The 12,070-nt window shown below is 71.5% G+C and carries 11 protein-coding genes; 5 read left to right on the plus strand and 6 right to left on the minus strand.

Features of this window, described 5'->3' with window-relative positions:
- Positions 1-141: 141 nt before the first annotated feature.
- Complete coding sequence (locus tag ACWGDX_RS30100) at positions 142-2,445, minus strand: esterase-like activity of phytase family protein (RefSeq protein ID WP_453630626.1); 2,304 nt, start codon at positions 2,443-2,445, stop codon at positions 142-144.
- A 440-nt stretch (positions 2,446-2,885) separates the two neighbouring features.
- On the opposite strand from ACWGDX_RS30100, the gene ACWGDX_RS30105 reads away from it, so the two are divergent.
- The 4 genes from ACWGDX_RS30105 to ACWGDX_RS30120 all read left to right on the plus strand — a co-directional run bounded on the left by ACWGDX_RS30105 (position 2,886) and on the right by ACWGDX_RS30120 (position 6,103).
- Positions 2,886-3,089: a cold-shock protein gene (locus ACWGDX_RS30105; protein ID WP_453630628.1), complete on the plus strand. Its 204-nt coding sequence runs from the start codon at positions 2,886-2,888 to the stop codon at positions 3,087-3,089.
- A 355-nt stretch (positions 3,090-3,444) separates the two neighbouring features.
- Positions 3,445-5,004, plus strand: coding sequence for a DEAD/DEAH box helicase (locus ACWGDX_RS30110; protein WP_453630630.1), 1,560 nt, complete (start codon positions 3,445-3,447; stop codon positions 5,002-5,004).
- A gap of 245 nt (positions 5,005-5,249) precedes the next feature.
- The gene (locus ACWGDX_RS30115; protein WP_453630632.1) at positions 5,250-5,558 is read left to right on the plus strand and encodes an SCO5918 family protein; all 309 of its coding nucleotides are present in this window, start codon (positions 5,250-5,252) and stop codon (positions 5,556-5,558) included.
- Positions 5,559-5,764: 206 nt separating this feature from the next.
- Complete coding sequence (locus ACWGDX_RS30120; RefSeq protein WP_453630634.1) at positions 5,765-6,103, plus strand: MerR family transcriptional regulator; 339 nt, start codon at positions 5,765-5,767, stop codon at positions 6,101-6,103.
- A 4-nt stretch (positions 6,104-6,107) separates the two neighbouring features.
- Here ACWGDX_RS30120 and ACWGDX_RS30125 read toward each other — a convergent pair whose 3' ends face one another.
- The 5 genes from ACWGDX_RS30125 to ACWGDX_RS30145 form a co-directional block, all read right to left on the minus strand.
- Positions 6,108-6,773 (minus strand): class F sortase, encoded by a 666-nt coding sequence (locus ACWGDX_RS30125; protein WP_453630636.1) that lies wholly within the window; start codon positions 6,771-6,773, stop codon positions 6,108-6,110.
- A 218-nt stretch (positions 6,774-6,991) separates the two neighbouring features.
- Positions 6,992-7,408, minus strand: a complete 417-nt coding sequence (locus ACWGDX_RS30130) for a hypothetical protein (RefSeq protein ID WP_453630638.1) — start codon at positions 7,406-7,408, stop codon at positions 6,992-6,994.
- Positions 7,409-7,509: 101 nt separating this feature from the next.
- Positions 7,510-9,660, minus strand: coding sequence for a sensor histidine kinase (locus ACWGDX_RS30135; protein ID WP_453630640.1), 2,151 nt, complete (start codon positions 9,658-9,660; stop codon positions 7,510-7,512).
- Complete coding sequence (locus tag ACWGDX_RS30140; protein ID WP_453630642.1) at positions 9,647-10,447, minus strand: response regulator transcription factor; 801 nt, start codon at positions 10,445-10,447, stop codon at positions 9,647-9,649. Before ACWGDX_RS30140 ends, ACWGDX_RS30135 begins: the two co-directional genes overlap by 14 nt.
- Before the next feature lie 113 nt (positions 10,448-10,560).
- Positions 10,561-10,812 (minus strand): macro domain-containing protein, encoded by a 252-nt coding sequence (locus ACWGDX_RS30145; RefSeq protein WP_453630644.1) that lies wholly within the window; start codon positions 10,810-10,812, stop codon positions 10,561-10,563.
- A 285-nt stretch (positions 10,813-11,097) separates the two neighbouring features.
- Here ACWGDX_RS30145 and ACWGDX_RS30150 point away from each other — a divergent pair, with 285 nt between their 5' ends.
- Positions 11,098-12,030, plus strand: a complete 933-nt coding sequence (locus ACWGDX_RS30150) for an SCO2400 family protein (protein ID WP_453630646.1) — start codon at positions 11,098-11,100, stop codon at positions 12,028-12,030.
- Positions 12,031-12,070: the final 40 nt, after the last annotated feature.

The raw sequence follows: 12,070 nt of genomic DNA on the forward strand, positions 1-12,070 counted from the left end.
GCCGTAGTCCGGCCGGTCCCGGACATGCGAACGGCCGCCGGCGCTCCCCCGGGGGCCGGTCGGTGTTCCGTCGTCCAGAGGCGGCGCCGGTGAGCGCCGCGTGGACCAGTGGTGGGTGATCAGCCGGGGGTAAGCGGCGGATCAGTGACGCCCGAAGATCTTCTTGCTGGAGCCGAGGCGCAGCAGGACCGTCTCACCGGTGGCGTTGTCGAGACCGTCGTTGTCGGTCACGGCGTAGACCCCGCCGTCACCGGCCACGGTCAGCCCTTCCAGCTTCTCCTGGGTCCAGCCGTTCGTGGCGCGCAGGTCGGGCAGCACGTCGTGGGCGAGCGTCTTCGGCAGTACGCGCAGCGGACCCGACGGCGCCGCGGACTTCGGCAGGTCGACCGTGTACACGCGCTTGATCTTGGCGGCCGGGCCGTTCAGCTTGTCCCGCTCGATGACGGCGAGCTTGTCGCCGACCACGGTGATCTCGGAGAGGCCGATCCAGTCGCCCGGGGTGGTGGTGCTGCCGATCCGGTAGCCGTACCAGCTCCAGGTGCCGGCCTCGACGTCGTAGCGGCCGAGCCGGACGGTCCCGGCCGGGTCGGTCTTGACCTCACGCTGGAGCGTGGCCCAGACGACCTCGTGACCGCGGCGGTCGGTGGTGGCGGTGACCCCTTCGAAGCCCTGGCCCGCGAGGCCCGCGGCGACGTCCGCCGGCAGCGGGACGACCTGCTGGGTCTTGCCGCTCCTGTCGAGCCGGACCAGCTTGTTGCCCGCGCCGGTCGTGCCCTCGACCGCGAGCCAGAAGCCGCCCTGCGGCCGGGCGTAGACACCCTCCGCGTCATAGCCGACCGGCCGGCCGTCGGTCCCCTTGACGGTCAGCGAGCGGGTGATGACCGCCGGCTGCCGCGCCGTGTCGATGGTCAGGATCTGGGTGGTGGAGTACGCCGCGTCGGTGACGCTGTAGAGCTGGTGGGACGTGCCGGGTACGGCGGAGAGCGCGCCGAGCGCGCCCCAGCCGATCGGCGCGCCGGTGGCGTCCGGTGCCGAGACGATGCTCGGGAACGCGGGGGTGTCCTTGCCCAGACGGAACAGACTCACCGAGGCCCGCACATTGGCCGAGGCGTCGTCCTCCTCGCTGGAGACGGCGAGCAGATCGCGCGACGGGATCGGCAGCAGCCCCTCGGGGCCGTTGGTGGCGGGCAGCACCTGGCGGAAGACCGGGGCGGTGGGCCGGCTCAGATCGTAGACGGCGACGAAGTTGGACCGCTCCGAGCCGACGAAGGCGTAGCGCACCCCGTCGAACTCGGCGATCGCCAGGCCTTCCGGCTCGGTGCCCTTGTTCTCGGCGCGGTCCTCGTTGTGCAGCCCGTACCGTACGGCGAGCCTCTCGAAGCTGTTGCCCGCGTCCCAGACGACCTTGCCGGTACGGCTGTCGAAGATGGACCAGCCACGGGTGCCGCCGCGCCAGTCGCCCTCGTTGGCGGTCGCCAGGTAGCGGTCGTCGATCCAGCCGACCGAGTCGGGCTCGCGCGGTACGTCGGTGATCGAGCCGGTCAGGGAGATCGTGCCGTCCTCGACCGTGTCGATGCCGTCGACCGACGCCGTACCGGCGCTGAAGGCCTTGGTGATCCTGCCCGTGGGCAGGTCCAGCACGACGACGCCGTTGTTCTCCTGGAGGGTCACCACGAGCTGGTTGCGGCTGTTGACGGAGACGTACTCCGGCTCCGGGTCGGTCGGCTCGGTGATCCCGGCGGCGACCAGGGCGGGCAGCGCCTTCCCGTCCGCCTGGGTCAGCGGCACGGCCCGGGTGCGCCACTGCTTCGGCGAGTCACCCTTGAGGTCGACGATCTGCACGAAGCCGGCCGGAAGCTGGGGCAGGTCGCCCTCCTCGCCTCCGGGCGGGGTCGCGTCCTCGTCGCGCTCGTTCTCGATCGCGATGGCGGCGTACCGCTTGTCCTTGCTGATCGCGATGGAGTCGGGCTGGCCGCCGAGGTCGTAGGTCGCCACCCGCCGGCGGTCGCGCAGCGAGATGACGTCGAGCCGGCCGGAAGGGCCGGTGTAGCCGGCGCTGGTGTTGACCACCACCAGGACGTACTGGCCGACCACGGCCACCGAGGTCGGCTCGTCCTCGGCATCGCCGAGTTCGGCGAGCGACAGCGTTCCGAGGCCTCGCGGCTTGTCGGGCTTGCTGATGTCGAGGAAGCCGATCCGCCGGGCCAGCGCGTCGGTGTAGACCAGGGTCCGGCCGTCCTCACTGGCCGCCGAGATCTCGGCGACGGTCGGGGAGGCCGGGTCCTCGCCGGCGGGCCGGTTCTGGAAGACCGGGTAGGTGGCGGTGCGGTCGAAGGCGACCGGCCGCCTCGCGTCCTGGTGCGCGCTCGCCGCGCCCGTGCCGGCCAGCGTCCCGGCGGCGACAGCTACGGCTACGAGCACGGCGTAGGTTCTCTTCGGGGGCATCTTGTCTCCGTTGCACGACAGTGTGTCGAGGCAGGATCGTCCCACCTGCGAGCGAGCACGGAACGGCGTCCGGATGAACAGCCGACGAAGATCATCGACGCCGCCCGGCCGTCTCCGCGCGCCCGGCCCCGCGAAAACACTTCACCCGGGGCGGGTCAATATCTGTGACGGCGGGATGAGAAATCGGCGCAAGGCGGGGTGAGGGTATCTCATACAAGAGGCAGAACAGAACAATCAGCCATGCGGCGCCGATCTCGGCGTGCTACTGTCGAACCCAGTTGCAGTTGTGGTTCCCAAAACTTCAAGTGCCCTCACCCGTGTATCCACGCCGGTGAGAGCACTTTTGTATTTCCGGCCATTTTCCGGGTGGGGCGATCATCGCGGCGACGCGGAATCCGCACGGTGCGGGTTCCGGTGAACTGCCCCGAAGGAGATTCGACATGGCTGCTGGAACCGTCAAGTGGTTCAACGCGGAAAAGGGCTTCGGCTTCATCGAGCAGGAGAACGGCGGCCCCGACGTGTTCGCCCACTACTCGAACATCTCGGCCCAGGGCTTCCGCGAGCTGCTCGAAGGCCAGAAGGTGACCTTCGACATCGCGCAGGGCCAGAAGGGCCCGACGGCCGAGAACATCGTTCTCGCCTGACGCCGACCGTGGCGCGTACCTCGTACGCGCACTTCGCAGCTGGGGCCCGCATCCTTGGGGGTGCGGGCCCCAGCCGCGCGCATTTCAGGGTGGAGCCGCTCCGCCTCGCCGCGCGTCATTTCCCGGCGGGGATCCGGACGCCCTCCCTCTTCGGGCGGACATTCCGCCCCACGCTCCGGACGCGAGTCCGTTCCGAGCCGGCGCGGCCGACGTGCCGCCGCCCCTTCACCCGGCTCCCCGGATTTTCACCGGTCACATTCGATTTCGCATTTCACCCGGCTCATTCTCGCAATTCTCCGTGCTGTTCATCGCTCCGGGAATTCCTTGATACGTGCCGCGTCGAGGAAGGTTCCGTATGAACCGCACACGCACGAACGACCGCTTCGGCCGCACCCGTAAGGGCGGCTCCGGTTTCGGGTCCGGCTCCGGTTTCGGCTCCGGCTCCGGCTCCGGAAAGGGCGGTAGCCGCTTCGGCGCTCCGAGCCGTTCCGGTGCCCCGAGCCGTTCCGGTGCTCCGAACCGTTCGGGCGGCCCGAGCCGTTCCGGCGGTTCCGGCCGCCGACCCGCCGCGGTGCAGGGGGAGTTCGCCCTGCCCGTGACGATCACGCCCGCGCTGCCCGCCGTCGAGGCGTTCGCCGATCTGGACATGCCCGCACAGCTGCTGGCCGCGCTGAAGGCCGAAGGCGTGACCGTACCGTTCCCGATCCAGGGCGCGACCCTGCCGAACACTCTCGCGGGCCGGGACGCCCTGGGCCGCGGACGGACCGGCTCCGGCAAGACGCTCGCCTTCGGTCTCGCGCTGCTCGCCCGTACGGCAGGACAGCGCGCCGAACCGCGTCAGCCGCTGGCCCTGGTCCTCGTACCGACGCGCGAGCTGGCGCAGCAGGTCACCGATGCCCTCGCCCCGTACGCCCGCTCGGTGAAACTCCGGCTGGCCACGGTGGTGGGCGGGATGTCGATCGGCAAGCAGGCCGGGGCGCTGCGCGCCGGGGCCGAGGTCGTCGTCGCGACCCCGGGCCGGCTCAAGGACCTCATCGACCGCGGCGACTGCCGGCTGAACGGGGTCGCCATCACGGTCCTCGACGAGGCCGACCAGATGGCCGACATGGGCTTCATGCCCCAGGTCACCGCACTGCTCGACCAGGTTCGTCCCGGCGGGCAGCGGATGCTGTTCTCCGCCACCCTGGACCGCAATGTCGACCTGCTGGTGCGCCGCTATCTGACCGACCCGGTGGTCCACTCCGTCGACCCGTCCGCGGGCGCGGTCACCACGATGGAACACCACGTACTCCACGTCCACGGCGCCGACAAACTGCGGACGACGACCGAGATCGCCGCCCGCGACGGCCGGGTGATCATGTTCCTCGACACCAAGCACGCCGTCGACCGGCTGACCGAGCACCTGCTGAGCAACGGTGTACGGGCGGCCGCCCTGCACGGCGGCAAGTCCCAGCCGCAGCGCACCCGTACCCTGGCGCGGTTCAAGACCGGGCACGTGACCGTGCTGGTGGCCACCAACGTCGCGGCGCGCGGCATCCACGTCGACAATCTGGAACTCGTCGTCAATGTGGACCCGCCCACCGACCACAAGGACTACCTCCACCGCGGCGGCCGTACCGCGCGGGCCGGGGAGTCCGGCAGCGTCGTCACCCTGGTCACCCCGAACCAGCGCCGTGACATGGACCGCCTCATGGCGGACGCGGGAATCCGCCCGCAGATCACCCAGGTGCGCTCGGGCGAAGAGGCCCTGACCCGCATCACCGGCGCCCGTACCCCGTCGGGCGTCCCGGTCGTCATCACCTCCCCGGTGGTCGAACGCCCCAAGCGGAGCGCCGGAACCTCCCGGGGCAGGCGCCGCGGCGGTTCCGCGCGGCGCGCGCCCGAGCGCCGTTCCACCTTCGACGCGGCGGCCTAGGGCGTGTTTCGAAAGTCCCGCCTGACCCGCGACGCCTGGCACGCACGCTCGCCGCGTTGTCGGAGTCGTCCAAGTACGTCCAGTACGAGAACGATCCTCCGCCTTGCGATCGCACGCACCAGACGCCGCAGGCCCCGCCCTCCGGGCGGACGGCGCTACTTTCGAAACACGCCCTAGGCCCTGTCCGGCGGATCTCTTCTCCCCTGCTTCTCCGTGCTCCTCCCTGCTGCTCCCTGTGAGGCATCATGCGCTGTGTCATCGCCCGATTCCCGTTCGATCTGACCAAGAGCGGGGTGCTGGAATCGATGAAGACCGTCAAGCCCGAGCCGGTGGTGGGCGAGTCCGTGATCATCGGCCGCCGCCAGTACCCCGCCATGCAGGTGGGCCAGGTCATCACCCGCCAGGACCGCCGTGACTTCAGCGCCGGCGAAGTCATCCGGGCCATGACGCTCCTCGGCTTCACCTGCCGCGGTCTTCCCGAGGCCGCCGCGCCCGCGCGCCCTCTCACCTCGCTCCAGAAGGCGTCCGCGATGCTCGGCACCGGTACCGTCTGACCCCGGGGCGGCCGGAGGGGGCCCAGGGCCCAGGATCTGTCGGAGAGAGCGTGGGCCGACAGCAGAACAGCGATGAGGGCCCGACCGGCGCGCGCCGGTCGGGCCCTCGTCGCGTGTGCCCGGATGCGGATGGTGTTCAATTTCCTTCGGGGCCCTGGTGCTGTACGGCGCCGGGCCCCTCGACGCGTTCCCGGGAAGAGGTGCGGATGACAGCGGATGATTCACTCGGCGGCCGGCTGGACGACGACGACTACCCCGCCTACACGATGGGCCGGGCGGCCGAACTGCTCGGCACCACGCCCGGTTTTCTCCGCGCCATCGGAGAGGCCCGTCTGATCACACCGCTCCGGTCCGAGGGCGGTCATCGCCGCTATTCCCGCTACCAGTTGCGGATCGCGGCCCGTGCGCGGGAACTCGTCGATCAGGGCACCCCCGTCGAGGCCGCCTGCCGCATCGTCATCCTTGAGGACCAGCTCGAAGAAGCCCAGCGCATCAACGCCGAGTTCCGCCGCGCCGCGGCCCCGCCGGACGACAGGTCCCGCTGAGGGGTCAGTCCAGCGTCGCGTAGACGATGAGGTTGTTGACCGGGTGTCCCTGGGCGTCGAAGTCGCCGTCGCAGGTGATCAGCCGCAGGGCGTGATCCCCGGTCGGACCGTAGACCTTCTCGGTGGGGAAGGAGTCCTTGTCGACGCTCTCGGTGCCCGTGACGGTGAAGTGCGCCGATTCTCCCCGGTCGTTGGTGACGGTGATGTCCGCGCCCCTGGCGATCTTCTTGAGGTCGTGGAAGACGGCCTTGCCGTAGCGGGTGTCGTTGTGGCCGATGATGACGGCGGCACCGGCCTCACCGGGCACGGCGCCGCCGGTGTACCAGCCCGCGGTCATGCCCTTCTCGGCCGGCGGTACCTCGACGGTTCCGTCCGCGTTGAGACCCAGCTCCAGCAGGGCGCTGGTGACCCCGATCGAGGGAATGGCGACCTCGGTAGGAGCCGCGGGCCGCTCGGCCTCCGGAACGCCGGGCGGGAGGGCGGCGGCCGAAGTGGTGCCGGGCGAGGCGGTGCCGACGGCGGCGGCAGAGGCGGCAGAGGCCGGGACAGCCGGGCCGGGGGCCGACGAGCAGCCGGTGAGCACGGTGAGGACCACGGGTACGACGAGGGCGAGACGGGAAAGGGCCGGCGGGGTGCCGAAGCGCCGTACGGGGTGGTGCGCAGGGGACACAGCGGGCTCCGGAGCAGAACTGGTCAGGACAGGACTGGGCTGGGCTGAGCTGGGCTGAGCTGGATTGGACTGGGCTGGACCGGGTGAAGACGCGGTGGCGCCGCCCGGCGAAGGGCGGCGCCACCGTTGTGCCGAGTCAGCTGTTGTGCCGAGTCAGCCGTTGTACCGGTCAGACGTTGTGCCGAGTCAGCTTTTGTACCGGTCGGACGTTGTGCCGGTCAGATGTCACGTCGCCCGGCGGAGCGGCGGCGCAGTACGAAGGTGCCGGCGCCCGCGAGCAGCAGAGCGCCCGTGGCCGAGCCGATGAGGGTGGTGACACCGGTGTCGCCGGCCGCCGGCGCCTCGCCCGCGTCGACACCGCCCCGCGGGGCATTGCCGATGGACGCGGCCTTCGCGGCTTCGGCCTTCCTGATCTCCTCGGGCGAGAGGTCCTCCGAGATCCCGGCCCTCTTGGCGTCCTCGGCCTTCTTCCGTTCGGCGTCCTTGTCGGCCTCGGTCGGCTGTTCGGTCACCGACGCCGGTGCCGACGGCGCCGGGGTCTTGTCGGAGGCGACGGCCGCGGAGACCGGGACGAGCAGCGTGCCGGCCGCGACGGCGGTCAGGACAGCGAGACGCAGGCGGTTGTGGCGGGGCATGTGAGGCTCCAGTTCCAGCCCGGCCTTGGTGATACCTGGATGCAGAGTCGCACCAGGTTCCGGGCAGGACTCAAGACTGGCGACCACTTGTGAAGAAGCTGTCAGGACGTCATGGTCATCGCATCAGGGCCGGAGGGCCCGGCCGGCAGCCGCACGGTGAAGACCGAGCCCCGCCCCTCGGTGCTCTCCACGCTCACCGTGCCGCCGTGGGCCTCGGCCAGCTTGAGGACGATCGCCAGGCCGAGGCCGCTGCCGCCGGTGCTCCGGTTGCGGGACTTCTCGGCCCGCCAGAAGCGGTCGAACACATGGGGGACGTCGTCCGCCGGGATACCGCTGCCGGTGTCGGCCACCTCCAGGGCCACCTGGTCGCCGGAGCCGGTGACGTACGAGCGCAGCGTCACCCTGCCACCGGGCGGAGTGTGGCGTACCGCGTTGGACACCAGATTGCTGACGGCCTGGCGCAGCCGGACCGGGTCGGCGTGCAGCGGCGGTTGACCGGAACCGGGCGGCCGCCGAAGGGGATCGGACGGCGTCCCGGAGACCGTCAGGGTGACGCCCGCGGTCTCGGCCAGACCCTGGTGTGCCGCGGCGACCTGGCCGAGGAGATCGGCGGCGTGCACCGGCCCCAGGTGGAGGCGCAGCGCACCCGCGTCGGCCGCCCCCAGGTCCTGGAGATCGTCGATGATGTGCTGGAGCTGCACCGCTTCCTCCAGGAGCGAGGAGACGAACGCCGGATCCGGCTCGGCCAGACCGTCCTGCGCCGCCTCCAGCCAGCCGCGGATATTGCTCAGCGGGGTACGCAGCTCGTGCGCGACATCGCTGACCATCACCTTGCGCTGTTCCTCCAGCCGCGCGCGGTGTACGGCCATGTCGTTGAAGGCCGCCGCCAGCCGTCCGATCTCATTGTCCGGACCGACCGGCACGGGCGCGGAGTCCAAGCCGTCCCGCATCCGCTGCGCGGCGCCGGTCAGCGCGTGCAGCGGGCGTACGAGCCGGGCTCCGGCGATCACCGAGGCGCCGACGGTGAGGGCGAGGACGAGGGCCGTGACCCCGACGATACGTGCGGTGTTCGCCGGTGAGAGATCGAACCCGGGCACGCCGGCGGCGCCGGGGTCGTCGATGAACAGCAGTGCGGGCGCGGCGACATAGGCCGAGAGCTGTTCGCGGCGGGCGCTGCCGACGCAGGAGGCGATGGCCCGGTCGTACCCGCTGTCGCGGACCACGGGCACGGGGCGGGTGCCCGTGCCCCGGGCAGCCGCCGTCACCTTGTCCTCGTACGCTCGGGCGGCGGCCACTCTTCTCGCGGCCGCCTCCTCCTTGCTGAGGCCGGCCTTGCTGATGGCGGCCTCGCTGGGGACGTCCTCGCTGATGGCGCCCCCGGACACGGGGCGCGTGACCGGTAGGCCGGGGTCCGCGGCATCCTGTCCGTATCCCCGGTCCCAGGACAGGTCCAGATTCAGTTTCACGCCCGTACGTCCCTGGCGCTTCAGACAGGCGTCGGCCAGTTGGTTGAGCGCGTGGAGGGCCTTCTTCTCGGTCGTGGTGGGGCTGCTCGACTCGCCCGTCAGGCATTTGAGTTCCATGGAGCGGTCGGTGTCGTCGCTCACGAACTGGACATGGGGCCGCCCGCTCGGGCTCTCGACCACATCCGCGGCGATGCCCGCCCTGTTGAGGCACTCCACGCTCCTGGCGGTGGCCTGCCGCAGACTGGCACGTTCCTTCGTCGGCAGCAGGAACGGCCCCACGGCACGCGGATCGACGCGGTCCGCGCCGGCGGAGGGGGCATCGGGCACCAGGAGGGTGTCGACGGACAGCGGGTCGACGACCGCCGAGGCCTGCGTCGGCAGCGGGGCGGCGGACGAAGGACCGGAGGAGGCCGCGGCAGGGCTCCCGGAAGAGGCTCCGGCGGAAGCGGCGGCCGACGGGTCGTCGGCGGAGTCGAAGAGCGGCCGCCGGTCCTGGGTGGTCAGCGCGATCCGGCGCTGGGACTGCCGGGCCAGTTCCCGTACGGTGCCGTCGACGCCCTCCCAGCCGGGGTGGGTGGCCGCGTAACCCAGCAGGGTGTTGTAGATCTTGGCGTCGGAGCTGAGGTTCTGCCCCTGCTCCTGGCGGATCGCGCCGGAGGTCGTCTGCACCGCGAGCCAGGCCGTGGCGGCGACCGAGCACGAGGCCACCAGCACCGACACGGTCAGCAGCCGGCCGAGCAGGCTCTTGCGGAGCGGCGGCCGTGTCCGCTCGTCAGGACGGAGCATGGCGTGCGCCCTTCGCGGGGTCCGTCAGCTTGTAGCCGACGCCGAACACGGTGAGCAGCCGGACCGGCCGTGCCGGTGCGCGCTCGATCTTCTTGCGCAGATGCATGATGTGCACATCGACGGTGCGGTCGCTGATGTACTTGTCGAAGCCGTGCAGTTCCTCCAGGAGTCGCTGCCGGGTGAAGACCCGGTCGGGCTCCGCCGCCATCGCGGCGAGGATACGGAACTCGCCGGGCGTGCACACCACCGGCAGCCCTCCGACCGACACCTCGTGCCGGGCCGGATCGACCGTGAGCGTGCCCACCGACAGCACCTCGTCCTCGACGGCGGCGGGCACGGGACCGGGGCTCGGTGCGGGGGCGGGACCGGGGACGGCGCCGGGGGCGGATATGAGTCCGCCGGAGGCGGGACCGGCGGGGCGCCGGTTGCGGCGCAGCAGCGTACGGACCCGGGCCATCAGCTCACGAGGGCTGAACGGCTTGGTCATGTAGTCGTCGGCGCCGAGATCCAGTCCGAGCAGCAGATCGTCCTCGGTACTGCGGGCCGTCAGCATCAGCACCAGCACCTCCCGGGACTCGGCACGCAGGATCCGCACCACGTCGAGGCCGTCGGCCCGGGGCATCATCACATCGAGGACGAGGAGGTCGGGTTCTCTGTGCCGGACCTCCTCAAGAGCCGCACGGCCGTCCTCGACGACCGTGACCGTGTGTCCCTCGTGCTCCAGATAACGGCGCACCAGTTCGGCCTGCTTCACGTCGTCTTCGGCGACCATGATGTTCGCGCACACGCCGACGATCGTAGCGAGCGCGGTCTCGGGCCGGCGGACGCGGCAGCGCATACGGCAGTGACGCGGGCAGCGCATGCGGCGGCGGACGCTGGGCATCGGACGCGGGCAGCGGGTCAGGGCGTCGGTGTCGAGGAGAGAGCGGTCTGAAGCGTCTCGTCGAGCTGGTTCATATGGAGCACCGCGACCGTACCGACCGGGTGGCGGGTGAGTTTGCCGTACCGCTTGATGTCCCGGGCCTCGACCTTCCTGGGGGCGTCGCGCCGCGCCTTGCGCAACTCGCGGTCGAGCAGCCGGTGGTCGCCGTCGTAGAGCCGGTGCAGCAGCTGGCCCTGCACACTGGCGATCGCGACACCACCGCACGGCATCCGTCGCCAACCCCAGCACACCCGCTGCCGCACCCTCCGTATCCCCCGCCCCCGGCGCAACCCCCGCCCCCGCCGATCCGGGCTCAGGGGCGCCCAGGGCCGTATCGATCCGCGCGCACAGCCGGAGGTACTCCTCCGTCGGCGAACAATCTTCGCGAGAGCAACACACGGTCGACGCACGACCTCCCGCAGGTGCCGTTACGTTGTTGCCCGCTCGATCCTGAGTGCGAACGTGAACAGGTCGCCGGAGTCCCTGGTGGCGCAGCCAGCACAGGAAGATCGCGGATGGACTACTGCTCCTCGTGCCGTCGGACGCTCAACGGTGCTCTCGTATGCCCCGGGTGCGGCGCGTACGCCCCGGACATCGCCCCTCCCGGCCATCAACTCCACCGCAACACCGCGCTGACGACCGTGACGGCGGTGGACCCATGGCGCACGCCGGAACCCCCGGCCCCGGTCCCGGCCTCTGCCCCGGTCCCGGCCTCTGCCCTGATCACGGCTCTGACGGACTATGCCGACGCGCCTCACCTCGACGCCGGGCCGTCCGGCCCCGGCGAGGTGTCCGAGGCCGCGACGGAGGGTGCGCCCGCCGTGCCGGACGCCGGGCCGCCGAGCGGCTCCGCGCACACCGCCCCCGCGCCGGAGGGCCGCGCCGCCCGGCGCCGCCAGCTGGCACGCTGGAAGAAACAGCGACGCCGGGCCGCGGTCGCGTCCACCGTCGCACTCGTCGGGGGCGGTCTGACCCTCGCCGTGCTGCCGTCCCGTCCTTCCACCGGCCACGACGCGCAGGCGTCCTCGACGCCGGAGCCGAAAGCCACGGCCACGACCCTGGCGGACGCCACCGACACCGACTCGTCGTCCGTACGGCCTCGCACCCGCGATCCGCGGGACTCCGGCACGGACGGTCAGCCGTCCGCGATCACCGGCCCACCGCGCAGGGCCACCACCGTGCTGGCCAGTACCACGACGAAGAGTCCGCGCCGGACCACCACCGCCACCCGCCCCACCGCGACGACGAACCCGGAGCCGGGCACCACACCCGCGGCGACCGCCGGCACCCCCACCACCGACCCGGCGCCCCAGCAGACGACCACGCCGCCGCCCGCCGCCCCGTCCTCCCCCACCGACAACGCCACGGCGGACACACCACCCACCGACCCCGCGCCCTCCACGGAGTCACCGGACCGCATCTGCCTGCTCGTCCTCTGCGTCGGCTGACCGCCCCGGCCGGGCCCGGCTCCCCGACCCGCTGACCGAT

This window comes from Streptomyces sp. NPDC055025 (assembly GCF_053608565.1).